21 protein-coding genes are annotated in these 26,433 nt (G+C 64.8%); 6 read left to right on the top strand and 15 right to left on the bottom strand.

Annotated features, from left to right (window positions below; genetic code table 11):
* Positions 1-288 precede the first annotated feature (288 nt).
* The 13 genes from PSUB009319_RS12905 to gatC form a co-directional block, all read right to left on the bottom strand.
* Positions 289-1,374: a GTP-binding protein gene (locus PSUB009319_RS12905; protein WP_124382620.1), complete on the bottom strand. Its 1,086-nt coding sequence runs from the start codon at positions 1,372-1,374 to the stop codon at positions 289-291.
* Positions 1,362-1,889 carry a Fur family transcriptional regulator gene (locus PSUB009319_RS12900; protein ID WP_124382619.1) on the bottom strand — a complete coding sequence of 176 codons (528 nt, stop codon included), beginning with the start codon at positions 1,887-1,889 and terminating at the stop codon, positions 1,362-1,364. Before PSUB009319_RS12900 ends, PSUB009319_RS12905 begins: the two co-directional genes overlap by 13 nt.
* Before the next feature lie 92 nt (positions 1,890-1,981).
* Positions 1,982-3,229, bottom strand: coding sequence for a lactonase family protein (locus PSUB009319_RS12895; protein WP_124382618.1), 1,248 nt, complete (start codon positions 3,227-3,229; stop codon positions 1,982-1,984).
* Between the two features lie 14 nt (positions 3,230-3,243).
* Positions 3,244-4,770 carry an FAD-binding oxidoreductase gene (locus PSUB009319_RS12890; RefSeq protein ID WP_124382617.1) on the bottom strand — a complete coding sequence of 509 codons (1,527 nt, stop codon included), beginning with the start codon at positions 4,768-4,770 and terminating at the stop codon, positions 3,244-3,246.
* A 132-nt stretch (positions 4,771-4,902) separates the two neighbouring features.
* A complete protein-coding gene (locus PSUB009319_RS12885) occupies positions 4,903-5,421 on the bottom strand; it encodes a metal-dependent hydrolase (RefSeq protein WP_124382616.1) in 519 nt (172 codons plus the stop codon).
* 81 nt (positions 5,422-5,502) lie between these two features.
* Positions 5,503-6,699, bottom strand: coding sequence for a class I SAM-dependent rRNA methyltransferase (locus tag PSUB009319_RS12880; protein WP_124382615.1), 1,197 nt, complete (start codon positions 6,697-6,699; stop codon positions 5,503-5,505).
* A 36-nt stretch (positions 6,700-6,735) separates the two neighbouring features.
* Positions 6,736-7,725 carry a tyrosine recombinase XerC gene (xerC, locus tag PSUB009319_RS12875; protein WP_124382614.1) on the bottom strand — a complete coding sequence of 330 codons (990 nt, stop codon included), beginning with the start codon at positions 7,723-7,725 and terminating at the stop codon, positions 6,736-6,738.
* Between the two features lie 13 nt (positions 7,726-7,738).
* Positions 7,739-8,434 (bottom strand): DUF484 family protein, encoded by a 696-nt coding sequence (locus tag PSUB009319_RS12870; protein WP_124382613.1) that lies wholly within the window; start codon positions 8,432-8,434, stop codon positions 7,739-7,741.
* A 20-nt stretch (positions 8,435-8,454) separates the two neighbouring features.
* Complete coding sequence (gene gatB / locus PSUB009319_RS12865) at positions 8,455-9,933, bottom strand: Asp-tRNA(Asn)/Glu-tRNA(Gln) amidotransferase subunit GatB (protein ID WP_124382612.1); 1,479 nt, start codon at positions 9,931-9,933, stop codon at positions 8,455-8,457.
* A gap of 72 nt (positions 9,934-10,005) precedes the next feature.
* Positions 10,006-10,998 (bottom strand): dienelactone hydrolase family protein, encoded by a 993-nt coding sequence (locus PSUB009319_RS12860; protein WP_124382611.1) that lies wholly within the window; start codon positions 10,996-10,998, stop codon positions 10,006-10,008.
* Positions 10,999-11,021: 23 nt separating this feature from the next.
* Positions 11,022-11,495: a hypothetical protein gene (locus PSUB009319_RS12855; protein ID WP_124382610.1), complete on the bottom strand. Its 474-nt coding sequence runs from the start codon at positions 11,493-11,495 to the stop codon at positions 11,022-11,024.
* 39 nt (positions 11,496-11,534) lie between these two features.
* Positions 11,535-13,034 carry an Asp-tRNA(Asn)/Glu-tRNA(Gln) amidotransferase subunit GatA gene (gene gatA / locus PSUB009319_RS12850; RefSeq protein WP_124382609.1) on the bottom strand — a complete coding sequence of 500 codons (1,500 nt, stop codon included), beginning with the start codon at positions 13,032-13,034 and terminating at the stop codon, positions 11,535-11,537.
* 78 nt (positions 13,035-13,112) lie between these two features.
* Positions 13,113-13,412 carry an Asp-tRNA(Asn)/Glu-tRNA(Gln) amidotransferase subunit GatC gene (gene gatC, locus PSUB009319_RS12845; protein WP_124382608.1) on the bottom strand — a complete coding sequence of 100 codons (300 nt, stop codon included), beginning with the start codon at positions 13,410-13,412 and terminating at the stop codon, positions 13,113-13,115.
* 659 nt (positions 13,413-14,071) lie between these two features.
* On the opposite strand from gatC, the gene PSUB009319_RS12840 reads away from it, so the two are divergent.
* The 5 genes from PSUB009319_RS12840 to rodA all read left to right on the top strand — a co-directional run bounded on the left by PSUB009319_RS12840 (position 14,072) and on the right by rodA (position 20,588).
* On the top strand, positions 14,072-15,115 hold the full coding sequence (locus PSUB009319_RS12840) for a rod shape-determining protein (RefSeq protein WP_004628293.1): 1,044 nt from the start codon (positions 14,072-14,074) through the stop codon (positions 15,113-15,115).
* 245 nt (positions 15,116-15,360) lie between these two features.
* Positions 15,361-16,419 carry a rod shape-determining protein MreC gene (gene mreC, locus PSUB009319_RS12835; RefSeq protein WP_124382607.1) on the top strand — a complete coding sequence of 353 codons (1,059 nt, stop codon included), beginning with the start codon at positions 15,361-15,363 and terminating at the stop codon, positions 16,417-16,419.
* Between the two features lie 12 nt (positions 16,420-16,431).
* A complete protein-coding gene (mreD, locus tag PSUB009319_RS12830) occupies positions 16,432-16,944 on the top strand; it encodes a rod shape-determining protein MreD (RefSeq protein WP_124382606.1) in 513 nt (170 codons plus the stop codon).
* A 42-nt stretch (positions 16,945-16,986) separates the two neighbouring features.
* Positions 16,987-19,413, top strand: a complete 2,427-nt coding sequence (gene mrdA, locus PSUB009319_RS12825; protein WP_124382605.1) for a penicillin-binding protein 2 — start codon at positions 16,987-16,989, stop codon at positions 19,411-19,413.
* Positions 19,414-19,436: 23 nt separating this feature from the next.
* On the top strand, positions 19,437-20,588 hold the full coding sequence (gene rodA, locus PSUB009319_RS12820; protein WP_374704190.1) for a rod shape-determining protein RodA: 1,152 nt from the start codon (positions 19,437-19,439) through the stop codon (positions 20,586-20,588).
* A gap of 38 nt (positions 20,589-20,626) precedes the next feature.
* Here rodA and PSUB009319_RS12815 read toward each other — a convergent pair whose 3' ends face one another.
* On the bottom strand, positions 20,627-22,315 hold the full coding sequence (locus tag PSUB009319_RS12815) for an AMP-binding protein (RefSeq protein WP_124382604.1): 1,689 nt from the start codon (positions 22,313-22,315) through the stop codon (positions 20,627-20,629).
* A 453-nt stretch (positions 22,316-22,768) separates the two neighbouring features.
* Here PSUB009319_RS12815 and PSUB009319_RS12810 point away from each other — a divergent pair, with 453 nt between their 5' ends.
* Positions 22,769-23,707 (top strand): LysR family transcriptional regulator, encoded by a 939-nt coding sequence (locus PSUB009319_RS12810; RefSeq protein WP_024977062.1) that lies wholly within the window; start codon positions 22,769-22,771, stop codon positions 23,705-23,707.
* A gap of 74 nt (positions 23,708-23,781) precedes the next feature.
* On the opposite strand, the gene PSUB009319_RS12805 is transcribed toward PSUB009319_RS12810, so the two are convergent.
* Positions 23,782-26,424, bottom strand: a complete 2,643-nt coding sequence (locus PSUB009319_RS12805) for a DNA topoisomerase III (RefSeq protein WP_124382603.1) — start codon at positions 26,422-26,424, stop codon at positions 23,782-23,784.
* Between the last annotated feature and the right edge of the window lie 9 nt (positions 26,425-26,433).

The following is a 26,433-nucleotide window of genomic DNA, read 5'->3' as shown; positions in this document are numbered from 1 at the left end:
CGGCGCCCCCTGCCGCTTTTTTCCGGGTGGCTGGCTCAGCCTGGGCTGCAGCCGACTCCGTTTCGGGCCGCATGGCGCCCCCTTGGGCGCTGCGTCCGTCCTTGTTCTGCGTGACCATCGCCTGCTCCTCCTGTCGGACGTGCTTCTGACGACGTGCCTCGAAATCGACCTATTGTAGCTGAACGATATTAACTGAACTATCGGAGAAACACGGACAGAAAACCCGGGCCGGATTCTGCCTGAAAGCGACCGGCAGAGCCACCCAAAAGGAGGGGGAAGCATCCTGGATCAGGCCAGGCAGTTCTCCAATCCTTTCAGAATCGTTTCGCGCGGCAGGTCCACGCCAATGAACACCATCCGGTTGGAAGGGGTCTCGCCGTCCCATTTGCCGCCCACATCGCTGCCCATGAGCTGGTGCACGCCCTGGAACACCACCTTGCGGTCGACGCCCTCCATATAGAGCACGCCCTTGTAGCGCAGCAGCTTCTCTCCGTAGATGTTCAGCACGCCCGAGAGGAATTCCTCCAGCTTGGTGTAATTGAACGGGCGCTCGCTGCGGAAGACGAACGAGGCGATGCGATCGGTGTGATGCGCGTGACCGTGGTGATGGTGGCCGTGACCATGGTGGTGGTCATGCCCGTGATCGTGGTCGCAATCGGCCGAGCAGGCGTGGTCATGCCCGTGGTCGTGATCATGATCATGGTCGTGATCGTCTTCACGCAGGAAATCGGGGTCGATCTCCAGCTTGGCGTTCAGGTTGAAGCCGCGCAGATCAAAGATGGTGTCGATCGGCGTGTCGCCAAAGTTGGCGGTGCGGATCGGGGCGCGCGGGTTCATGTGCAACAGCCGGTGGCGCAGTGCGTCCACGTCGTCGGCGGAAACGAGATCGCTCTTGGTAATGAAGATGGCGTCGGCAAAGCCCACCTGGCGCTGCGCCTCTTCCTGCTTGTCGAGCTGCATGTTGCCGTGCTTGGCGTCGACCAGCGTGATGACGGCGTCCAGCAGGTAGCGGCTCGCGATTTCGTCATCCATGAAGAAGGTCTGCGCGACGGGGCCGGGGTTGGCCACGCCGGTCGTCTCGATGACCACGCGGTCGAACTGGATCTGGCCGTTGTCGCGGCGCGTGAGCAGATCCGACAGACCGGCCACGAGATCGCCACGGATGGTGCAGCAGATGCAGCCGTTGCTCATCTGCACGATCTGCTCGTTGCCATCCTGCACGAGGATGTCGTTGTCGATGTTCTCTTCGCCGAACTCGTTTTCGATCACGGCGATCTTCATGCCGTGCTGTTCGGTCAGGATGCGCTTGAGCAGCGTGGTCTTACCGCTGCCGAGAAAGCCCGTCAGGATGGTGACCGGGATCATTTTGGACATGATGCGTTTCCTGTCTTGTGGTGGGCGGCGGGATCAGCGCAATCCGCGCAAGCGCCTTTGATGGTGAGTTCGGCATGGTCTGCCGCGAAGCCGGCGGGCAGAGCGGCCTTTGGCATGGCCGGTGGCTCGGCGGCTTCCAGGCAGAAGTCGCGCCCGCATTGTGTGCAATGGAAGTGGCTGTGAGTGCGATGCACCGCTTCGCGCGCGGCGTCATGCTCCGCCAGGCTGAAGCGGAAGACGCGATCCGCGCCCGCAGTCTTGTGGACGATGCCGCCAGCCACCAACCAATCGAGCACGCGATAGACCGTCACACGATCGATGCCCGAGTCGACCGGCAGCGCGTCGCACACGGCCTGGTGCGAGAGCGGATCGGCGCCCTGCATCAGCACGGCCAGCACGCGTACGCGGGGCTCGGTCACACGGCTGCCCAAACCGCGCAAGCGTGCGCGCGCAGCCTCTTCAGGCGAATCGGGGTGCTTAGTGACGAGATCGTCTCGTGCGGCCGGGGCAGTCATGCGCGGGATTGTCCCACGGGGCGCGGGTTGCTGCAATTGAGTTGCAACTGGGCGACCCTGCACCGCCCAGTCCTTTTGCGCTTAGCTTCAGCTCATGCCGCAACCACCAGACACACCGGCGTCGGCACCTTCGCCACGACTGTGGGCTGATCCAGCTTGCCGGTCTGCGGGTCAATGCGCAGGCGCAGGATCGTGTCGCCTTTCTGGTTGAGCACGTAGAGGTGGCCGCCGTCGGGTGCCATCGTCATCGCGCGCGGGAAGCGCACACCTTCACTCCAGTGCTGGAGCGGCGTGAGCTTGCCCGACGCGTCAATGCTGAACGCGGCCACGCTGTCGGCCAGCGGGTGGTCCGACTTCAGCTTTCGGTTGCTGGCATAGAGGAAGCGCCCCGACGGATGCATCAGCAACTCGGCGCCGCTCTTCTGGCCGGTGTAGTCGGCAGGCGTGGTGGAGATGCGCTGGCGCTCCTCCAGCACGTGGCCGGTGGCGGGGTCGTACCCGTGGCAAGCGACGGAGCCATCCAGTTCGTTGATGACATACAGCAGCGTGCCCTGCGGATGCAGCGCCAGATGGCGCGGGCCGCTGCCGGGCTTGAGCTGTGCGCGATCACGCGGGGCGAGCTTGCCGCCTTCCATGGCGAACACGTTGATGCGATCGGTGCCCAGGTCGGTGCCGATCACGTGCTTGCCGGTGGTGTCGAACAGCATCATGTGGGCGTGCGGCGCTTCCTGTTCGGGGCGCGGGCCCGAGCCGGTGTCCTTGAAGATGCCGGATACGTTGCCGAGCTTGCCGCCTTCATCAATCGGCAGGAGGTTGTATGCCCCGCCGCTGTAGATCGACACGCAAAGGTAGCGCCCATCCGGTGACACCACCACGTGCGCCGGATTCGTGCCCGATAACGATAGCGGCTGCCGGTTGAGCAGCGTCAGCTTGCCGTCCTGCGGGTCGATGGCGTAAGCCTCGGCACTGCCGTTCGGGCGGCCTTCGTAGACTTCAAGCTCATTGATGGCGTACAGAAACCGCTGATTCGGGTGCACGGCCAAGAACGACGGGTTGGCGCTCTCGACCACCTGCACCTGCGTCCAAGCATCGCCGCGCGGGGCAAGCACGTAGATGCCGCGTGCGGCCGGGCCACCGGCGGTACCGCCCGGTGCGTTGAACGTGTAGGTGCCGACGTAGGCGAAGCGCAGCGCGCGGGGCACTGCGGCGGGCTGTGTACCCGAAGCAGCGGGCGCGTCGCCGGCCTGGGCCATCAGAGTTTTGGGAAACGCGCCTGCCAAGGGCAGGCTACCGGTCCATTGCATGAAGGTTCGACGCGTTGGGGGTTGGCGGTTGGTCATTAGGTGGCTCCTCCTCACACACGCACGGACATCGCGTGGTGGAAGATGTTGTTCGGATCATACCGGCGCTTCACTTCCTGCAGAAATGCATACAGGTCGCCATTGCCGTAATAGAGCTGCGGCCAGAACGGGTGGGCGAGCATGTCGACGTCGGGGTAGTTGATGTAGCAGCCCTCGTACCGGTCACCGGGGTAGGGCGTGCCGCTGTGCGGGGCGGGCACGTCGGGGGCACCGTAGACGTCGCGGTAGAAATCACTGATCCAGCGCAGGTGCCCCGCGTCGTCAGCAGGGGCGCCCCAGTACGTCTGGTATTGCAGCTTCATGATGGACGCGCGCTGCGGCACAGCGGTATCGCCAATGCGCTCGGCCTTGTTGGTGGCGCCACCGTACGAATCCACCTGCAGCAGCGATTGGCTCAAATCCAGGCCGGGCATCGTCCGCGTGAGGTGCGTGTAGATACGCTGCGCCTCGTGCGCCGTAAAGCCGCGCTTCATGTAAGCAGACTTGTACTTGCCGCGCTGGTTGACGCCCGAGCCGTTCAAGTATTGCGTGGCCGTCAGCCAGTCGTATTGCACGATGGTGTGCGGCTTGGAGCAAAGCAGTTGCCCCATGCCTTGCTTGTGCGCAGGGCCATAGCCGGGCGGGCGCCCCTTGACCGGTGCAGGCGCGCAGGCCTGGAAGCGGTTCAGAAAATCATTGAGGACAGAGAGATCACGGCACGTGCCATCCGGGTTGCAGAACTGTGTGAGCAGCACGATCTGCCCGGCCGATTTGTGCGTGAGCTTAAGCAGCGAGAACATGCCCCAGGTGTCCGGGTCCTTGCCGCGCGTCTCCCAGTAGTCGCCGTAGATGCGCAGCAGCTCGGCAAAGCGCTGGGGCGTCATGTTGGCCCAGTCAAACGCCACGGTGGCGAGCGCCACTTCCTGCGGCGCCTCGGGCAGCTTGGCGAACGTGTAGCCGGTGATGACACCAAAATTGCCGCCGCCCGCACCCCGGCATGCGCGGAAGAGATCCGGATCGTGCGCAGCGTCCACCGTACGCGCGGCCGCCTTGCCCGCCTTGTCGACGGTAACGATATCCACGGCGGAAAGCCAATCCACCGTCAGCCCCTGCAGCCGTGATAGCAACCCGTAACCGCCGCCGCAGATATGCCCACCCGCGCCCACCGAATAGCACGAGCCGCCGGGCAGCGTCACGTTGTGGCGCTTGTACAGCTCGAGGTAGCCGTTCCAGTTCTGCGTGCCGGCCGGAATGCGCACCGAGCCATCGGCGTGCACCTCGGGCGAGTCAAGCAAGCTCAGGTCGACGATCGTGCCGCCGGGGTTGTTGGAGACAAAGTCTTCATAGCAATGTCCGCCGCTGCGCACCGTCGGGCGCTGGCCCGCGTTGATGATGCGCTGTACGGCGGGCACCACATCGCCGGGCTTTTCAATGAGGGCGATGCGGCCGGCAGCCTGCGCATCCGTTGCCGGCCAGCGCAGGTTGAAACCATGTTTGAGTGTGTTGTAGCGAGGGTCCTGGCGAGTCACATCCAGCGTCATCGACGGCTCCCGGTGAGGGCGTTTGCGCAAGCGTTGCGCAAACGAAGTTGGATTCGGACGCGCGACGTCCGGCGGTTTCAACTTAGTCGCTCGCAGGCCCGGCTACCATCAGACAGTGTCGATAGCGCTGCGTCAGCGCATTGGATGGGCGAACCACGTGAGGACACGTGTCGCTGTCGTTGCCCACAACGGCCGCGCCAGCCAGCACGCTGCGCCCCACGCCAGGATCACCACGATCAGATCGCAGCGCCCGCTCTTCCAAAGGTTCAGGGAATGACGGCCCCAGATCCACGGCACGCCCAGCGGGTTGGGCCAATCGGCCAGCAGGTGCATCAACCCGCCGCAGGCAAAGCCGAACAGCAGCGGCGCCCATGCGTGACCGTGGCCGAGCGCGTGATACGACAGCACCAGCACCGCAATCCAGCCGACGCCCCAATGGGTGGCGGTGCGATGCGTGATCCAGAGGCGGCGTGCGCGGCGCCACCACGCCACCTCCATCCAGTCAGGCGCAGTGCTGCCGGCAACTGCCGCGCAAAACGCCAGGATGCTGCCGAGGTGCTCAAGAGAGGTATGGGAAGCCTGTGCGACGAAGGTGGCGGCGATCAAACCCGCCGCCCAGCCTGTCGCGTGATGGGCGGCGCTGGATGCCATCGACGTGATGCGAAAAAACCAAAGGGCCGCATCTTCGCAATTTCTGGCTTGCCGGGACAAGCCAAAAATTGCGACAAATTGCTAGCCGATCTGCAGCAACAAGCCCTTGAGGTATTCGCCCTCCGGGAAACTTGTCAGCAACGGGTGGTCCACACCACCGGCCAGCCGACGCTGGATGCGCGCGGTCACCTTGGCATCGGCGGCCGCGCCAGCGACGATCTTCTGGAACAGGTCTGCATCAATGGCGCCCGAGCACGAATACGTGAACAGCAGACCGCCCGGACGCAGCAATTGCATGCCGACGAGGTTGATCTCCTTGTACGCCCGCGCCGCGCGATCCACCTGCTGCGCCGACGCCGCAAACTTGGGCGGGTCCAGCACAATCAGGTCGAACTGGCGCCCTTCCGCGCGGAAGTTGCGCAACGACTTGAACACATCCGCATCGAGCCACTCGGCGCGCGCGGCATCAAAGCCATTGAGTGCGACGTTGCGCTCGGCCACCGCCAGCGCTTCGCCAGACGAATCGATTGACACCACCGAGCGCGCCCCGCCCTTCAATGCCGCCAGCGAGAAGCCGCCGGTGTAGCAGAAGCAGTTGAGTACGTCCCGGTCTTTCGCCAGTGCGCCGACGAGTGCGCGGTTGTCGCGCTGGTCGACGTAGAAGCCGGTCTTGTGGCCTTCGCGCACATCCACGTAATACCGCACGCCGTGCTCGGTGGCCGACAGGTCTTCGGGCGGCTCGGCACCGGCCAGCACGCCGGTCATCTGCTCCAGGCCTTCGCGCTCGCGCACGCTCACATCAGAACGTTCATACACGTTCGGGCAGCCGGTTTCTTTGATGAGCGCGGCGACGATGGCGTCCTTCCAGTGCTCGACGCCGGCAGCGCTGAACTGGCAGACAAGCTGGCCAGTCTCGCCCGTGCCGTACTGGTCGACGATCAAGCCGGGCAGGCCGTCGGCCTCGCCCATGACGAGGCGCACGGCGTCGGTGTCGTGCACCCACGCGCGGCGGTACGCCACGGCAGCGGCGATGCGGCGCTTGAAGAAGGCGTGATCGATGGGCTCGGCCTCGTCAAACGACCACACGCGAGCGCGAATCTGCGAAACAGGGCTGAATGCGGCGCGCGCCAGGAACTGGCCGCTGGCGGCACGCACGACCACCGTTGCACCGGAGGCCGGCGGGCGGCCTTCCATACGGTCGATGGCGTTGGCGAAAATCCACGGGTGCCGGCGCAGCAGCGAGCGCTCCTTGCCGGGCTTGAGAATCAGGGTTTGCATACGACTGGGATGGTTCGCCCGGCAAAGCGGGCAGCGCTACTTCTTCTTCGCGCGGGGATGCGCCTGATCGTAGATCTTGGCCAGGTGCTGAAAATCGAGCGAAGTATAAACCTGCGTGCTGGCAATGCTGGCGTGCCCAAGCAGTTCCTGCACCGCGCGCAAATCGCCAGAAGACTGCAGCATATGCGTCGCAAACGAATGCCGCAGCACGTGCGGATGCACATCGGCCGGCACCCCCCCCTCGATGGCGTTGCGCTTCATGCGCAGCTGGATCTGCCGCTGCGCAATCCGCTTGCCGCGCGGCGAGAGAAACAGCGCATGCGCATCTTCCGGCGCGGCATCCGGCTTGGCCAGTTGCTCGCGCACCGCCAGCCACGCGGCCAGCGCCTGGGCGGCTTTGGAGCCGACCGGCACGGTGCGCCGCTTGCTGCCCTTGCCGAGCACCATCACCTCGCGCGCGTCGAGGTCCAGCCAGCTGGCCGATTCGTACTCGCCGGCCTTCACGTGGCGCAAGTCCAGGCTGACCAGCTCAGACAAACGCAGCCCGCACGAATAGAACAACTCGTTGACGGCGCGGTCCCGAATCGTCTCGGCATCGTCGCCGGGCAATTGCTCCATCAGCGCAACAGCGTGTTCGACGGACAGCGCTTTGGGCAATCGCTTGGGGCTTTTCGGCGCACGCACGCCATCCACCGGATTGGCGGTGACCGCCGCATCGCGCAGCGCCATCCACTTGAACCAGCCGCGCCACGCCGACAGCGCCCGCGCAATGCTGCGGCCCGACAGACCGTTGCCGTGCAGTTGCGCCATCATGCGGCGAATGTGGTGGGTCTGCAGTTGCGTGAGGTCGATGCCGGCGGCGTGTTGCGCGCCCAGGCGCTGCAGCACGGCCAGCTCGTGGCCGTAGCTCTCCAGCGTGTGCGGCGAGAGTTGCCGCTCGAACTTCAATGCATCGAGATAGGCCGCAATCTGCGGATGCGGTGGCGCGGGTGCGTCGCGATCCTCGTGGTGGGCAGATTGCGGCATGTGGCGCGTGCGCTCAGTCGCGCAGGCGGTTGAGCGTGGCGGCGGCCAGTTCGCCGATCTGCGCCAGATAGGTCGTGCCCATGCCGTCGTGGAAGCGGCGGGCATCTGGCGAGCCGAGCACCAGCAGGCCGAAGGCCGGCGCGGCGCTGGCATCGGCATCGGCATCCCCACGTACCGGCACGCGCAACGTGACAATGGCGAGCGACTCGATGGCCTCGCCGCCGGTGTCCGACGTGTCGAGCCAGCCAGCCGCCTCGAAGCCTGCATTGGCGCCGCAATACGGCGCGCGCAGGCCGGCTGCGAACAGGCGTACTTCCTCGCTCACGCCCTGCGCCACTTCCAGGTGCGCGAACTCTTCGCCCACCTGCCACACGCGCAGCGCCACGGCGGGCACTTCAAAAATCTCGCGCAAGCCATCCAGCACCGCGTACGGCAGCGCGTGCGTGTCGGCTTCGCCCAGCAGGCGCGTTGTCCACGCGTGCACGCGCTGCTGTGTGCGGTCGTTCTCGTTACCGTGGCGCATGAGGTCCGACAGCTTGAGTTCGAGGTGCTTGTTCTTGTCGCGCAGGATTTCCATCTGGCGCTCCTGCAACGACACGGCGCGGTGGCTGTGCGGGCTGGTCAACTGAATGGCGGCCAGCAACTCGGCGTGTTCTTCAAAGAAGGCCGGATGCGCTTGCAGATAGTTGGCGACGTCTTGTGCGTTCATGGTGCTTGGGGTCTGGTTTCCTAGGCTGCGCCCAGTTTCTTCTTCAGCAAATCGTTCACTTGTGCGGGGTTGGCTTTGCCCCGCGTGGCCTTCATGGCCTGGCCGACCAGTGCGTTGAACGCCTTCTCCTTGCCCGCACGGAATTCTTCCACCGACTTGGCATTCGCCGCCAGCACGTCGTCGATGATCTTTTCCAACTCGCCGGAATCCGACATCTGCTTCAGGCCCTTCTCGGCGATGATCGCGTCGGCATCGCCACTGCTCTCGCCAGCCCACATGGCCGGGAAGACGTCCTTCTTGGCGGTGTTGTTCGAGATCGTGCCGTCAGCAATGCGCGCGAGCAGCTTGGCCAGTTGCGCAGGCGACACCGGTGCAGCATCGATTTCCAGATCGGCGCGGTTCAGGTTCGAGGCAACCTCGCCCATGATCCAGTTGGCCGCAGCCTTGGCGTTGGCAGCGCCCGTATCGCCCCCAACCGCGGCCACGACGGCTTCGAAGTACGCGGCGGTGGCCTTGGTGGCGGTCAGGATGCTGGCGTCGTACTTCGGCAAGCCGTAGGCCGATTCAAAGCGCGCAGCCATGGCGGCGGGCAGTTCGGGCAGCGTGGCGCGCACGCGGTCGACCCAGTCGTCGCCGATGACGAGCGGCAGCAGGTCGGGATCGGGGAAGTAGCGGTAATCCTGCGCGTCTTCCTTGCTGCGCATCGAGCGCGTTTCCTTGCGGTCGGGGTCGTACAGGCGGGTTTCCTGCACCACGGTGCCGCCGTCTTCGATCAGCTCGATCTGGCGGCGCACTTCGTAGTTGATGGCTTCTTCCAGAAAGCGGAACGAGTTCAGGTTCTTGATCTCGCAGCGCGTGCCAAAGGGCGCATCCGGGCCCCGGCGCACAGAGACGTTCGCATCGCAGCGGAAGCTGCCTTCCTGCATGTTGCCGTCGCAGATGCCCAGCCACATCACCAGTGCGTGCAGGGCCTTGGCATACGCCACGGCTTCGGCCGCGCTGCGCATGTCGGGCTCGGTCACGATTTCCAGCAGCGGCGTGCCGGCACGGTTCAGGTCGATACCGGTCATGCCGGCAAAGTCTTCGTGGAGCGATTTACCGGCGTCTTCTTCCAGGTGGGCGCGCGTCAGTTGCACGGTCTTCTCATAGCCGGGCTGGCCGTTCTTGCCCTCCACCTGGATGGTGAGCGTGCCACCCTGCACCACCGGAATCTCGTACTGGCTGATCTGGTAGCCCTTGGGCAGATCGGGATAGAAGTAATTCTTGCGCGCAAAGATGCTCTTGGGCGCGATCTTGGCGCCAATGGCCAAGCCAAACGTGATCGCGCGCTCGACAGCGCCCTTGTTGAGCACCGGCAGCACGCCCGGCAATGCCAGATCCACCGGTGCGGCCTGCGTGTTGGGCTCAGCACCGAATGCGGTGGAGGCGCCGGAGAAAATCTTCGAGACCGTCGAGAGCTGCGTGTGCGTCTCGAGGCCGATCACCACTTCCCATTGCATGTTGCGTGTGTCCTGTCGATTGTTGTGGTGTGAATGTCTAGGTACTTAAGTCTTGGTGTGCTGCCGTGCGGATCAGGGGTGCGGCGCATCGAGCCACGCCGCGAGCTTCGCGAATGCCGCTTCGCGTGCCGCCGGATCACCGCCAACGGTGACGGTGCCCGTATGTCGCCCATTCTGGCGCCCATTCGGAATGCCGCTGCGCTCCTTGACCGGCGCCGTGCCGTCAAAGCCGTGATACGCGCCGCCAAACATGTCCAGCTCGAAACGCGCCTGCGGCTGGCGGGCCAGCACGGCGGTCTGCAATGCCTGGCAGTGATCGGCGGGGGTCCAGTCGTCGTTGCCGCCGGCCAAGAGCAGCAGCGGCGCGTTCAACCGATAATCGGCCCGCTTTTGCGCCGACGCACAGCCCGGGTAGAACGCCACGGCGCGATTGACCGGCGGCGTATCGGCGGGCCATGCGCGGCTGCCGTCCACAGCTTCCAGCACCGCTTGCGCGCCGTTGGACCAGCCCAGAAGCACAATGCGGCGGGCATCCACGCCCGGCTGCGTGGCCACCCAGCGGATCGTCGCCAGAACGTCGGCCCGCCGGACAGTCCCATTGATATCACGCGCGGCGGTGCGCTCAGTGCAGATGCCGTGCGGCTTGCCGCGCGGGCCAAAGCTGTCCGGGAACACCACGGCGTAACCGCGTGCGCGCAGCCACTGCGCATAACCGCGATACCGCGAGCCCAGCGCCTTGGCATCCGTACCGGTCTGCGTGTACAGGCCGCTGCAGCCGTGCAAGGCGATCACCACCGGCGAACCGCCAGCGGGCGCCTTGATGGGCGATGTGGGCGATGTGGACGATGCGACCCAATAGGCAGTCAGCGTTTGCGGCGCGTCCTCCGCATCCTTCATGGATGCACGTGGAATCTCCACCGTCTGCACATCCAGTTCTGCTGACGACGGTGCACGCGCAGCCGGCATATCCGGCAGGGCGCCTTCAGCGTCCGGCGTCGGTTGCGCGACGGCGTGCAGCGCCAAGGCGCCGGCCAACCCCGCAAACACGCGAAGCGATGTACGCATCACTGCGGACATTACCGAGCGCATCAGCGGGCATTCCGGGCGCACTGGCCCGTTTGCGGATCGAACATCACTGGCCACGCTTCTTCATAGATGCCGGGCGTGCAGTGCGCTTCGCAATTGGCGTGCGCCAGCGTCACGCGGCGCGGATCCTGCCAGACCATCAATGTGCAATTGCTGTTGCGCTCGCGCAGTTCGATGCTGGGGCGGCGCTTGGTCTGCTGGAACGTCGACAGATCAAACCGGCACGAACCGCGCCGGCCGACCCACAGTTGCCATTGCATTGCGCTGACGTTGTTGTCGGCCACCGTGAGCGTCGCCTGCTCGCGGAAGCCGTCCTCCTCGGTCTGGCTGCAGTAGCCGTTGACGTCGATGCGCCGATCGGAAATCGGCGTCGGCCGGCCCAAGCCCGGAAGCGACGGCAGCGGAATCGGCACGCACGCCGCCAGCAGGCCAGCGGCAAGCCCCAGCCAAAGTGCAGTGCGGATGCGGTGGTTCATGCGTGCCTCCTGCGTACAGCGGGATCGTCGAAACGGGCCTCAGGCGGCCGGCTGGCGGTTGTGCCAGTCGGTCGCCTGCTGGAACGCATGTGCAATCTGCAACATGCGCGCCTCTTCAAAATAGTTGCCGATGATCTGCAAGCCAACCGGCAGACCGTTGGCGCCAAAACCGGCCGGCACGCTCATGCCCGGCAGGCCGGCCAGGCTGGTCGACAGCGTGAAGATGTCGGCCAGGTACATCTGCACCGGGTCACTGGTCTTCTCGCCGAGTTTCCAGGCGACGGTCGGGGCCACCGGCCCCATGATCACGTCGCATTGGCGGCTGGCACCGGCCAGCACGTTCTGGAAATCCTGCGCGATGATGCGGCGGATCTTCTGCGCCTGCAGGTAGTACGCGTCGTAATAACCGTGCGACAGCACATAGGCGCCCACCAGGATGCGGCGCTTGACCTCCCAGCCGAAACCCTCGGCGCGGGACTTGCGGTACATGTCAGCCAAGTCGCGGTATTCCGCCGCGCGGTGGCCGTAGCGCACGCCGTCAAAGCGCGACAGGTTGGACGACGCTTCGGCCGGGGCGATCACGTAGTACGTCGGGATCGACAGCTCGGTCTTGGGCAGGCTGATGTCGACCAGCGTGGCACCGAGCTTTTCCAGTTCAGCCAGCGCGGCACGCACCGTATTGCGCACGTCATCGGCCAAGCCTGCGCCAAAGTATTCCTTGGGCAGGCCGATGCGCAGGCCTGCCAGCGGACGCGCTGCATCGGCGCCTTGCAGGGGCTGGCCGAGCAGGCGGCTGAAATCTTCCGTATCGCCACCGCGGCCCGGTTCCAGGCTGGTGGAATCGCGCGGATCAAAGCCGGCCATGGCAGACAGCAGCAGCGCGCAGTCTTCAGCCGTGCGCGCCATCGGGCCGCCCTGGTCCAGCGACGAGGCAAAGGCGATCATCCCGTAGCGCGACACGCGCCCATACGTCGGTTTGATCCCGGTGATACCTGAGAACGATGCCGGCTGGCGAATCGAGCCGCCCGTGTCGGTGCCGGTTGCGGCTGGCGCCAGATCGGCCGCCACAGCCGCTGCCGAGCCGCCCGACGAGCCGCCCGGCACGTGCTCGACGTTCCACGGGTTCTTGACCGCGCCGAAGGCCGAGTTCTCGTTGGACGAACCCATGGCGAATTCGTCCATGTTGGTCTTGCCCAGCGTCACCATGCCGGCAGCGCCCAGGCGCTCGACCACGGTGGCATCAAACGGGCTGACGTAGTTGCCGAGCATCTTGGAGCCGGCCGTGGCGCGCCAGCCGCGCGTGACGAACACGTCCTTGTGCGCGATCGGCACGCCGGTCAGCGGCGCCGCGTTGCCGGCTGCGATGCGCGTGTCGGCGGCTCGCGCCTGGGCGAGCGTCAATTCGGCATCGACATGGGTGAAGGCGTTGAGGTGCGCCCCCGCCTCGATGCGCGACAGGTAGTGGCGCGCCAGTTCTTCCGCCGAAACCTCCTTGGCGGCGAGTTGGGCGGACAGGGCTTTGATCGTGGATGCGGTCATCGAATACGTTCGGATGGGCTGCCGGCAATGGCCGGCGACGTCGAATGGGGAGGGTCGAGGGTGACGCCTGGGCGCCGTTTATTCGATCACCTTGGGTACGAGGTACAGGCCGGCCTCGGTGGCCGGGGCGCACTGCTGGTAGTCGGCGCGGCGGTCGGCCTCGGTGACGGCATCTTCGCGCAGGCGCTGAGCTTGCGCCTGGACCTGCTCGATCGGGTGGGCCATCGGCTCGATGCCGGTGGTGTCCACGGCCTGCATCTGCTCGACCAGCGAAAAGAACTGGTTGAGCTGGGTAAGGGTCTGCGCCGCCTCGCCTTCAGAGACTTCGATACGGGCGAGATGGGCGATGCGTTTGACGTCGGAGAGTTCGAGTGCCATCGGAGTGGGTCAGTGAGTGCAGCAGCGGGCAACGTGCGTAATCTGCTGTAAGCGACGGCAGTGCGCTGCTGTAAGCGACGACTACTGCGCGCAGGGCGCTCCCAGATTGCGGCCTGGCGGCGCCGATTTGCCGCAATTTTGGCGCCAAACGCTCGCCGAATACCCGCAGAATGCCCGAATTATAAGGTATGATTGCCGACTAAATTTCTAAGTCAGCAGGCGACTTCGTGCAGTCACGGACCCTCTGATTAAGTGCTCGGGAACGTCCCGACAGCGGCAGGTTCTGAGAATCTGTTCGCAATCCGTAGCGAGCGGCCCGAGGTTGGCCTGGGAAGCGAAGCCGTACATGGGTACGGCGAGCATCGCAAGGCCAAGATCGGGCAGCGCAACAGGATTGCGGGCAGATTCTCGCGACACTTAATCAAAGGTTCCTTGGGGCCAGCCCTCTCCGGGCGGCTTGCGATCGGCAGGATGGCCGGTGCTTCGGCACCCCTTTGCGCCGACCACCACGGAGCCCGCGACACATTCCCGGGAGCGCAGTAACAAGATCGGACCGTTCGGTGGCCATGTGGCAACCTGCGACGTCCGCGCATCGGTGTAGCCGGTGACCGTGATCTTGATGCTGGGCGGCCCATGACTTGAAAAACAGGATTCATTCGATGTTCGGCTTTCTGCGCAGCTATTTCTCCAACGATCTCGCGATCGACCTCGGCACCGCCAACACCCTGATCTACGTCCGCGACAAGGGCATCGTCCTGGACGAGCCGTCGGTGGTGGCCATTCGCCAGGAAGGCGGCCCGAACGCCAAGAAAACCATCCAGGCCGTCGGCAAGGAAGCCAAGCAGATGCTGGGCAAGGTGCCGGGCAATATCGAGGCGATCCGCCCGATGAAGGACGGCGTGATCGCCGACTTCACCGTCACCGAGCAGATGCTCAAGCAGTTCATCAAGATGGTGCACGACACCAAGCTGCTGCGCCCGAGCCCGCGCATCATCATCTGCGTGCCGTGCGGCTCGACCCAGGTCGAGCGCCGCGCCATCCGTGAATCGGCACTGGGCGCCGGTGCCTCGCAGGTGTACCTGATTGAAGAGCCGATGGCCGCGGCCATTGGCGCCGGCCTGCCGGTGTCGGAGCCGTCGGGCTCGATGGTGGTGGACATCGGCGGCGGCACCACCGAGGTGGGCATCATCTCGCTGGGCGGCATGGTCTACAAGGGCAGCGTGCGCGTGGGCGGTGACAAGTTCGACGAAGCCATCGTCAACTACATCCGCCGCAACTACGGCATGCTGATCGGCGAACAGACCGCCGAAGCCATCAAAAAGGAAATCGGCTCGGCCTTCCCGGGGTCGGAAGTCCGCGAGATGGAAGTGAAGGGCCGCAACCTGTCGGAAGGCATTCCGCGCGCCTTCACGGTGTCGTCCAACGAAATCCTGGAAGCGCTGACCGATCCGCTGAACCAGATCGTGTCGTCGGTGAAGATTGCGCTGGAACAAACTCCGCCGGAACTGGGCGCCGACATTGCCGAGCGCGGCATGATGCTCACGGGCGGCGGCGCGCTGCTGCGCGACCTGGACCGCCTGCTGGCCGAAGAAACCGGCCTGCCGGTGCTGGTGGCCGAAGATCCGCTGACCTGCGTGGTGCGCGGCTCGGGCATGGCACTCGAGCGCATGGATAAGCTCGGCAGCATCTTCTCGTACGAATAACGGAACCATGCACCACGCCAATCCGCGTTCCGCTGTTGTGGCCGATTCCGTGACCACGGTTGGGGTCACGCCAACAGCCTTCGCGGATCGCTGAGATGCGTCTCGCGCCGGTGCGCCGTGCTCCGCCCACCTTGGGGCCCGGCACTGCACCGGCGCCACACTCAATCTGTTGCCGGCAGGCCGCTGACGTTGATTCTGACGTCGACCGTCACGCGCCTGCCGTGCCTATTTGAAGCGTCCGGGTCATGGATTACTCCCCGCCGCCCCTCTTCAAGCAGGGCCCGTCCGCTACCGCGCGACTGGTCGCTTTGCTCGCGCTTGCGCTTGCGCTGCTGGTGATTGATGCTCGCATGTCGGTGCTGGGCGTGGTCCGGCAAGTCGTGTCGATCATCCTGTACCCCGTCGAGCGCCTGGTGCTGATTCCGCGCGATACGGCGCGCGCAGCGCTCAATTACACACAATCGTCCACCAAGCTGGCCGTTGACAACCGCAACCTGCGCGAGTCGGCTGTTGCCCAAGCGCAGCAATCGCTGCGCGCCTCGCAGCTCGAAGCCGAAAACCGCAACCTGCGTACGCTGCTCAATCTGAAGCAGCACGCAGCAGTGCCCACGGTGGCCGCGGAAGTCCTCTACGAAGCACGTGATCCTTATACGCAGCGCATCGTGATTGATCGCGGCTCCAAGGACGGCGTGCGCGCGGGCTACCCGGTCATTGATGATCGCGGCGTAGTTGGCCAGGTGACGCGCGTGTCGCTGTTCGAATCGCAAGTTACGCTGCTGACCGACAAGGATCAGGCGATTCCCGTAGAAGTCGTACGAAATGGCTTGCGCAGCGTGGCCTTTGGCGGTGCCCGGCCGGGCGCGCTGGACCTGCGCTTCATGGCCGCTTCGGCCGACTTGCAGCAGGGCGACCTGCTGGTGACGTCAGGGCTGGACGGCGTCTATCCGGCAGGCCTGCCGGTGGCGCGCATTTCGCAGATCGAGCGCAAGGCCGACACCGCGTTCTCGCGCGTGATCTGCGAGCCGGTGGCCGGTATCCGCAGCAACCGGCACTTGCTGATCGTGAAGTACGAGTCGGGCTTCCCGCCGCCGACGGATCTGTCGCCGGCGCCAGTGCCCAAGGGCAAGAACGCCGCGCGTGACGCGCGCGAAGAGAAGGACCGCGCCGCACGCGCCGCCGCCGAAGCCAACGTGCCAGGCCCTGCGACTGCGCCCGCGCCCACGCCTGAAGAGAACGCTCCGCCGCCGCGCCCGACCGACGCAGACGGCAATCCGCTGGATACCGATTCAGCGGCCAAACGCTAGAAGGCGACACGCATGAACTCGCCCCAATACCTGCTTCGCCCCGTCAACCCCGGCTTCATCGCTTTCAGCTTCGTGCTGGCGTTCCTGTTCAACCTGATGCCGTGGGGCCACATGGAGTGGATTCCCGATCTGGTGGCGCTGGTGCTGGTGTTCTGGAACATCCATCAGCCGCGCCGCGTGGGCATGGTGGTGGCCTTCCTGCTGGGCCTCTTGATGGACGTGCATGAAGCGCGCCTCTTGGGCGAGCACGCGATGGCCTACACGATGCTGTCGTACTTTGCGATCACGATCCATCGGCGCGTGCTGTGGTTCTCGGTGCTGTCGCAGGCGCTGCATGTGCTGCCGTTGCTGGTGCTGGCGCACGCCGTGCCGATCGTCATCCGCCTGCTGATGGGCGCGCACCTGCCGGACTGGCAGGTCATCCTGCCACCGCTGATCGAGGCAGCCCTGTGGCCGTTTGCGAACGACTTCCTGCTGGCGCCGCAGCGCCGCCCAGAGAGCGTCGACGAAACCCGGCCGATCTAAGGCGGCCGATCTGATGCGCTCCGCTATTCGCGCTTATCTGGCATGACCGAAATCCGCAACGTCGAACAGGAGCTGTCGCGCTTCCGCCTGCGGCTGGCGGCGGCCGCCCTGTTCGTGCTCATCTGCTTCGGGCTGTTGCTGGCGCGCTTCTTCTGGCTGCAGGAGGTCAAGCACGAGCAGTACTCGGCCAAGGCCGAAGACAACCGCATCTCGGTGGCGCCGATCGAGCCCAATCGCGGCATCATCATGGACCGCAACGGCGTGGTACTGGCGCGCAACTACTCGGCGTACACGCTGGAGATCACGCCGTCCAAGCTGCAGGACACGCTGGACAACACCATCGACCAGCTTGCGCAGGTGGTCGACATCCAGCCGCGCGACCGCCGCCGCTTCAAGCGCCTGATGGAAGACGCACGCAGCTTCGAGAGCCTGCCGATCCGCAGCCAGCTCTCCGATCAGGAAGTCGCGCGCTTCTCGGCGCAGCGCTTCCGCTTTCCTGGAGTGGACGTGCATGCGCGGCTGTTCCGCCAATATCCGCTGGGCGAATCGGCCTCGCACGTGATCGGCTACATCGGCCGCATCTCCGAGCGCGATCTGGACCGCATCGACAACATGAGCGATGCCAACAGCCAGCCCGGCGTGGCGTACGACCCGCGCAAGGACGCCAACAACTACAGCGGCACCGAATACATCGGCAAGGTCGGCATCGAACAGAGCTACGAGACCGAGCTGCACGGCCTGACCGGCTACGAAGAGGTGGAAGTCAGCGCGGGCGGGCGGCCGATCCGGACGCTCTCGACCTCGCAGGCAACGCCGGGCAACAACCTGATCCTGTCACTCGACATCAACCTGCAGCGCCTGGCCGAGCAGCTTTTCGGCAACCGCCGCGGCGCGCTGGTGGCGATCGAGCCAGAGACGGGCGACATCCTCGCCTTCGTCTCCAAGCCGACGTTCGACCCGAACATGTTCGTCGAAGGCATCGACAGCACCTCCTGGAGCGAGCTGAACAACTCGCCCGACAAGCCGCTCTTGAACCGGCCGCTGCGCGGCACGTACCCGCCGGGTTCGACCTACAAGCCGTTCATGGCACTGGCTGCGCTGGAGCTGGGCAAGCGCACGCCGCAGTGGGGCATGGCTGATCCGGGCTCGTTCACGCTTGGCAACCACACCTTCCGCGACGACGCGCCGGGCGGGCATGGCTGGGTCGACATGTTCCGCTCGATCGTGGTGTCGTGCGACACGTACTACTACCGCCTCGCCAACGACATGGGCGTCAACGCCATCCACGATTTCATGAAGCCGCTGGGCTTCGGGCAGATCACAGGCATCGACATCGAGGGCGAGCGCACCGGCATCCTGCCCTCCACCGAGTGGAAGCGCAAAGCCTACAAGCGCCCCGAGCAGCAGAAGTGGTACGACGGCGAAACGATTTCGCTGGGCATCGGCCAGGGCTACAACAGCTTCACTATCCTGCAGCTCGCGCATGCCGTGTCGACGCTGGCGAACAACGGCGTGGTGATGAAGCCCCACCTGGTGAAGGCCGTCGAGGATTCACTCTCCAAGTCACGCGCGCTGACAGTGCCGACCGAGAGCTATCGCATCCCGCTCAAGCAGGCCAACATTGACGTGATCAAGCGCGCCATGGTGGGCGTGAACCAGGCAGGTACGGCCGCCAGGGCGTTTGCCGGTGCGCAGTATGTGTCGGCGGGCAAGACGGGCACGGCACAGACCTTCTCGCTGGGCAAGAACGAGAAATACAGTCACCACGCGATTCCTGAATACAAGCGCGATCACGCGCTGTTCGAGGCCTTTGCGCCGGCGGATCATCCGAAGATCGCGGTGGCGTTGATCGTCGAAAACGCCGGCTTTGGCGCCACCTCGGCCGCGCCGATCGCGCGCGCGGTCATGGACTATTACCTGAGCGGCAAGTGGCCGGCCGAGCTGGCGGCTACCGCGCCGAAGGCCCAACCGCAACCGCCGGTGGATACGCCGAGCGTGTTCTCGACCGGCAAGACGGCTACCATCGCCAGCGCCACGGCCGCACCACCGGTGGCGGCCGATGTGGTCGCGCAGACGGCGTCCGGCGTCGCGGCCGCTTCTGGCGTGGCAGCCACCGCCAGCGGTGACGCCGCGGCTTCCGCCCCGGCTGCCTCGTCTGCAACCGGCGCCACGCGCGGCACGCCGCCGCTGTCGCCCGATCTGTTGGCGCCGGCCCTGCGCGAGGCCGGCACCAGCGCAGAGGCTGTCGCCCCAGCCACGCTGGACGCTCAGGTCCTGCAAGCGCTATCGCACGCTCAACCGGCCCCCGAACTGCCGCCGCGCGGACGCGGCAATACCGCCGCACCGGCCTCGGCGCCCGCCACGAGCCCCAAGGGCGGGAAAGAGGCGAAGCCGGGCAGCAAGCCGCCACCAAAGCCCGCGCAAAAGCCCACGCCCAAGCCCGCACCCGCTGCGTCGGCCGCGCCCTGATATTTGCGCTTGAGGATCACGCCATGGACAAACTGGACAAGCGCCGCATATTCAACGTCATCAAGTCGCTCTTCACGGGCTTCGATGGGCCACTGGCCCTGATCGTCTTTCTGCTGCTGGGCACGGGGCTGATTGCGCTGTACTCGGCGGCCATCGACATGCCGGGCCGGGTGGAAGACCAAGTCCGCAACATCCTGCTGTCTTTCGTGCTGATGTGGATCATTGCCAACCTGCCGCAGCAGACGCTAATGCGCTTTGCGGTGCCGCTCTACACCGTCGGGGTGGCGTTGTTGATTGGCGTGGCGGCGTTCGGGCTGATCCGCAAGGGTGCACGGCGGTGGCTGAACATCGGCGTAGTGGTACAGCCCTCCGAGATCATGAAGATCGCCATGCCGCTCATGCTGGCGTGGTACTTCCAGAAGCGTGAGGGGGTGATCCACTGGTACGACTATCTGGCGGCGGCCGTGCTGCTGCTGATTCCGGTGGGCCTGATCGCCAAGCAACCGGACCTGGGCACCGCACTGCTGGTGCTGGCCGCGGGCATCTACGTGATCTACTTTGCCGGCCTGTCATGGCGGCTGATCGTGCCGGTGCTGGTGATTGCGGTGACGGCGATCACGCTGGTGGTGTCGTTCGAGTCGCGCATCTGCGCGCCAGGGGTGAACTGGCCAATCCTGCACGACTACCAGCAGCACCGCGTGTGCACGCTGCTGGACCCCACCACCGACCCGCTGGGCAAGGGCTTCCACACCATCCAGTCGATCATCGCCATTGGTTCGGGTGGAGTCACGGGCAAGGGATGGTTGAAGGGTACGCAAACCCACCTGGAGTTCATTCCCGAGAAGCACACCGACTTCATCTTTGCGGTGTATTCCGAAGAGTTCGGACTGGTGGGCAACGGCATCCTGCTGTTCCTGTATCTGCTGCTGATCTTGCGTGGGCTCTTCATTGCCGCCAATGCAGGCACGCTGTTCGGGCGCCTGCTGGCCGGATCGATCACCCTGATCTTCTTTACCTATGCCTTCGTCAACATGGGTATGGTGAGCGGGATTCTGCCGGTGGTGGGCGTGCCGCTGCCGCTGATCAGTTATGGGGGCACGGCGCTCGTCACACTGGGCATGGGCATTGGCATCCTGATGAGCATCGCCCGACAGAAGCGCTTCGTGCAGACCTAAACAAAAACGGCCGCCAGAATTTGGCGGCCGTTTTGCATTCAGGCAGCGATTGCTTCTTCGCGCAGCAACCGCCTGAGCACCTTGCCTGTCGCCGTGGACGGCAACGCATCATGAAACTTGACGCGGCGCGGCACCTTGTACGGCGCCATGTTGTCGCGCGACCAGGCAATCAATTCCGCTTCCGAGAGCGTCACACCGCTCATCGGCACCACGTGCGCGCAGACGACCTCGCCTTTGTCCGGATCGGCCAGGGGTGTCACGGCCACCTGCCGGATGCCCGGATGGCGCGACAACAGTGCCTCGACTTCTTCCGGAAACACGCTGTAGCCCGATACCTTGATCATCTCCTTGATGCGGCCCTGCCATTGCAGATAGCCGTCGGGCGAGACCTGGCCGATGTCACCCGTGCGCAGAAAGCCGTTGTGCAGGACGGCACGTGTGGCCTCGTCGCGCTGCCAGTAACCGCGGAACACGCCGGGGCTGCGGATGGTGATCTCGCCGGGCTGGCCGGGCGGCAGTTCAGCGCCGGTGAGCGGGTCGGCGATGCGTACCTCGGTCTGCGGGACGATCTTGCCGTGCCACCCCCAGCGCGGGGCATCAGCAGGAGTGATGGCGTCACAGGTGTGCGTTTCCGACAGGCCGTACGCGGCTTCGTACGTGCGGCACTGCGGCCCGGCGAAGGCACGCCACTGCTCGGCAATCGCCTCGGTGAGTGTCACGCCAAAACTCGTGCACGGATTGGTCACGAGCGATTCCATGCGGTATTGCGCTGCATCGGGGTGCGCCATCACCGCAAGGTTCATCGGCGTCATGCTGTACCACCACGTGACGCGGTAACGGTCGATGGCCTGAAGCACGGCCAGCGGGTCGAAACGGTAAAGCAGGATGGTGGGCGCGCCGGAATACAGCATCACGTTCATGCCCATCAGCATGCCGGCGATGTGCGACAGCGGCGCTACCGCCAGCAGCACGTCGGCCGCGTGGATGCCGCCCACCTGTACTGTCACGGCGGTCTTGTACAGCGCATTGCGGTGCGTGAGCATGGCGCCCTTCGGGCGGCCGGTGGTGCCAGAGGTGTAGACCATCAGCGCCACTTCATCCAGATCCACCTGGATGGCGGCCACGGCATCGCGTTCGGCCACATCCACGGGTTCGGCCATCAGTTGCATCAGATCGAGCTGCGCGGCGCCCGGCTTGTTCTTGAGCGGTGGCGCAGACGAGGCATCCGCCGCAATCAGTTCGGGCGGCACGGCCAGCGCCTTGCGGCACGCAGGCTGCGACGGCTGCAGATCGGCATAGCGGGTTGTGATGACGGTCGTGATCGACGTGCCGGGCCGCGCGGCCTCGACAATCGGCATCAGGTCTGCCGCCGCCACCAGAATCCTGGCGCCGGAATCGGCCAGTTGGTCGCGCAGCTCGTGCTGGCGCGACAGCGGCCCGCACGGCACGACAATGCCGCCCAGCTTGGCCGTGGCCAGATGCGCCACGATCGCTTGCGGACAGTTGTGCAGGAACAGCGCAACGCGGTCACCGCGCGCCACGCCCAGCCGCTGCAACTGCACCGCCAGCCGCGTCGAGGCCTGATCCAGCTCGCGCCAGCAGATCGTGCGGCCGTACCACAGCAGGGCGATACGCTCGGGCGTCTGCTGCGCATGGTGGGCGCAATACCGGTGCAGCGGCATCTCGCCCGCCAGATAGTTGACCGGTTCGCGGTTCTGGATGGTCATGTGGTGTCTCCTCGGCCGCCGGCATCGCAGAGCGATACATCGGCCGTGATGGCCGCCCTCATCGCGGGGCGCTCATGCTGGTCAGGGTTCGTGGCATCCATTATTCGAGTATGGCGAAGCCGCCTGGCCACCGCCGCACCGATTTGCGCAAGATCGCGTTCCACCCATGATCTGGAGCAAGCGTGACCTCGTACAAGGCGAATCCCACAAAAAATCTACCGTTCGGTATAGAGTCTCGGCGCAAATCTGCTGTTGCGTCAATCGGTGAGAAGTCGGATACGCAGCCTCGGCAATAAAACATCGCAAATGCAACTGTGGTGGATTTTCCCGCATGAGCGGGCGCTCACATTTAATAATTGTCCCTAGGCAGTAAATTGCGCGAGCCACTATTAAACATTTGCTGTCATAACAGATTTGTTCTATTTTTGACAACAAATCATGTGAGAGGCTGGAATGGATCGTTTGCAGTCGATGCGGGTGTTTTCCAAGGTGGTGGAGCTCGGCAGCTTCGCCCGGGCGGCCCAGCATCTGTCAATGAGCAATGCCGTAGTCACGCGCTACGTGGCCGATCTGGAGGCGCATCTGGGCACGCGCCTGCTCAACCGCACCACGCGCAGCCTGTCGCTGACCGACGTGGGCGAAACCTACCTGCAGCGCTGTGCGCAGATCCTGCTCGACATTGACGAAGCAGAGTCGCTGGCCACGTCGCGCAGCCAGGCGCTGGTCGGCGGCCTGCGGATCGTCGCACCGGTGATGTTCGGGCTGCACGTGCTACCGATGCTGCTGGCGCGCTTCCAACAGCTCTATCCCGAAGTGACGTTTGACGTGGCGCTGTCGGATCGCCCCATCGACATCGTTGAAGACGGCCGCGACGTCGGCATCATGGTCTCGGAACTCGGCCTCGGCTCGCACTTGGTGGCGCGCCGCATGATCTCGGCCGAGATGGTGATGGCTGCCACGCCCGCCTACCTGCGCCAGCATTCCACCCCGCAGCGCGCCGAAGACATTGCCGAGCACCGCGTGATTGCCATGTGGCACCCGCAACTGCGTCACGAGTGGGAGATGAGCACGGCGGACGGCCAATCGATTTCGGTGCCGGTGCAGCCCTCGCTCGTCACCAGCAACGCGGAGCTGATGCACCGCGCGGTGCTGGCTGATATGGGTATCGCGATTCTGTCGTCGTACATGGCGCGTCCGGATCTGGAATCCGGACGGCTGGTGCGCGTGTTGCCGCAGTACAAGCTGCCGCACCGGTCGCTGTCGCTGGTGTATCCGAGCCGCAAGTTTCTGCCAACCAAGGTGCGTACCTTTATCGACTACATGCTGGCCCAGGCGATGGAGGTCAAGCACAGCGAGGCGCGCGCTGGCCGGGGCCTGAGCGAAGCTGCATAAGCGCAAACCGCGTCGCCAAAACAAAACGGGAGGACACTGTCCTCCCGTTTGCATTGGCGCTTGCGAAAGCGTGATCAGGTTTCGCTGGTGCTTTCCTCGTCGGTCTCGGCTTGGGCCGCTTTCTTGCGTGCCGGCGCTTTCTTGGCGGCGGTCTTGCTTGCGGTCTTGGCCGGAGCCTTCTTGGCAGCCGGTGTCTTGGCTGCGGCCGTTGCCTTCTTCGCGGCCGTCTTCGCAGCGGGCTTGCCCTTGCCTTCGCCGCGCGGCTCGAACTCGAAGCCGATCTTGCCGTCCGGCTGCTTCACCAGGAATGCCTTGAAGTTGCGACCGGTGCGCGCCGACTTGAAACCGGTCAGCAGATCGGTCTTGCCTTCGGTCAGCAGCTTGGCCAACTGCTCGCGGCTGATCTCCTGCTGCAGGATGATCTTGCCCGTAGTGAAGTCGCAGGTCTTGGGCTGCGCCACGGCGTTCTCGCACACGTATTTCAGGCCGTGCTCGTAGACGCTGCCGTTACACTTCGGGCAATGGCCGACGCTTTCCTGGCCGGAGAAATCCACCGGTTCGCCGTCGTCCTCGTCGTTCTGGCCGAAGTCGAACTCCATCTTCCAGTGGCCGTCTTCCTGCGCCAGCTTGAGGATGGCTGCAAACGGCCGGCCCATCTTGCTGCGGAAGCCCTGCAGCGGGCCGATGGTCTTGTTGATCAGCAGCTCTTCCACTTCATTCAGTTCGAACTGCCGGCCGCCCGGAATCTTGCTGATCGAGAAGTCGCAGTGGCTGCAGGCGAAGCGGCGGTAGTTTTCCTTGACCACGTGGCCGCACTGCGGGCATGGCGTGGCCAGCGTCGCGTAGTCGCCGGGGATGGTGTCGCTATCGTATTCTTTGGCGCGCTTGACGATCTGCTGCGTCATCTGCGCGATCTCGCGCATGAATTCGTCGCGCTCAAGCTGGCCGCGCTCGATGAGCGAGAGCTTGTGCTCCCAGCCTCCGGTCAACTCGGCTTGCGTGAGCTCTTCCACGCCCAGGCCGCGCAGCAGCGTCATCAACTGGAATGCCTTGGCGGTCGGGATCAGCTCGCGGCCTTCGCGCACGAGGTACTTTTCCGTCAGCAGCCCTTCAATGATGGCCGCACGCGTGGCTGGTGTGCCCAGGCCCTTGCCGGCCATGGCTTCGCGCAGCGCGTCGTCGTCGACCAGCTTGCCTGCGCCTTCCATGGCCGAGAGCAGCGTCGCTTCGTTGTAGCGCGCGGGCGGCTTGGTGGTCAGGCCCACCGGCTCGACCTTGTCGGTCTTGACCTTTTCGTCCTTGGCGATCGGTACGAGGTTGGCGCTGTCGTTGTCATCCTTGCCCTGCGCCTCACGGCCGTACACCGCAAGCCAGCCCGGATTCACCAGCACCTTGCCTTCAGTCTTGAAGTGATGCCCTGCCACTTCGGTAATACGCGTGGTGACCTGATATTCGGCCGCCGGAAAGAACACTGCCAGGAAGCGGCGCACCACCAGGTCGTACAGCTTCTGCTCCGGCTCCGACAGGTTCTTCGGTGCCTGCAGCGTTGGGATGATGGCGAAGTGATCGCTGATCTTGCTGTTGTCGAAGATCCGCTTGTTTGGCTTGACCCACTGGTTGGCGAGGATCTTCTTCGCGTGCGGCAGATAGTTATGCGAGCTCTCGCTTAGCATGTCCAGCGTCTGCTTGACCGTGCCTATGTAGTCTTCGGGCAGCGCGCGCGAATCGGTACGCGGGTAGGTCAGCACCTTATGCTTTTCATACAGCGCCTGCGCCAAGCCCAGCGTGTTCTTGGCCGAGAAGCCAAAGCGGCCGTTGGCCTCGCGCTGCAGGCTGGTCAGGTCGAACAGCGCCGGTGACATCTGCGTCGACGGCTTCGATTCTTCGGTGACCGTGCCCGGCTTGTCGCGGCATGCGGCCACAATGCTCTTGGCCTCGGCTTCGCTCCACAGGCGCGAGTCGCGCTGCTCGGGGTCGAACTCGTTCTTCTTGAACTTGGGGTCGAACCAGCGGCCTTCGTACAGACCGGCTGCGGCGATGAACTCGGCACGCACTTCCCAGTAATCGCGCGGCACGAAGCGTTTGATCTTCTCCTCGCGCTCCACCACGATCGACAATGTGGGCGTCTGCACGCGGCCCACGGTGGTCAGGAAGAAACCGCCGCCCTTGCTGTTGAAGGCGGTCATGGCGCGCGTGCCGTTGATGCCGACCAGCCAGTCGGCTTCGGAGCGGCAACGGGCGGCGTCGGCCAGCGGCATCATGTCTTCGTTGCTGCGCAGCTTGCCAAAACCATCGCGGATGGACTGCGGCGTCATCGATTGCAGCCACAACCGCCGCACGGGCAGCTTGGTATTCGCGTGCTGCGCGATCAGGCGGAAGATCAGTTCACCCTCACGCCCCGCGTCACAGGCGTTGATCAGGCCGGTCACGTCCTTGCGCTTGATCAGGCGCGTGAGCACCTTCAGGCGCGATTCGGATTTGGCGATCGGGCGCAGATCAAAGTGCGGCGGGATCACCGGCAGGTGAGCAAAGCTCCATTTGCCGCGCTTGACTTCATATTCATCCGGCGCGGCAATCTCGACCAGGTGGCCAACCGCCGACGAGAGGACGTATTCGTCGCTCTCAAAGTACTCGTCGTGCTTGGTGAAGCCACCCAGCGCGCGCGCGATATCAGCGGCGACCGACGGTTTTTCGGCAATGATGAGAGCCTTGGACATGTGAGCGGA

This window comes from Ralstonia sp. SET104, from assembly GCF_003851545.1.
In the GTDB taxonomy this organism is placed as follows: Bacteria; Pseudomonadota; Gammaproteobacteria; order Burkholderiales; family Burkholderiaceae; genus Ralstonia.
Note: the sequence above shows the minus strand (reverse complement) of the source record. Positions and strands in the feature narration are given on the sequence as shown.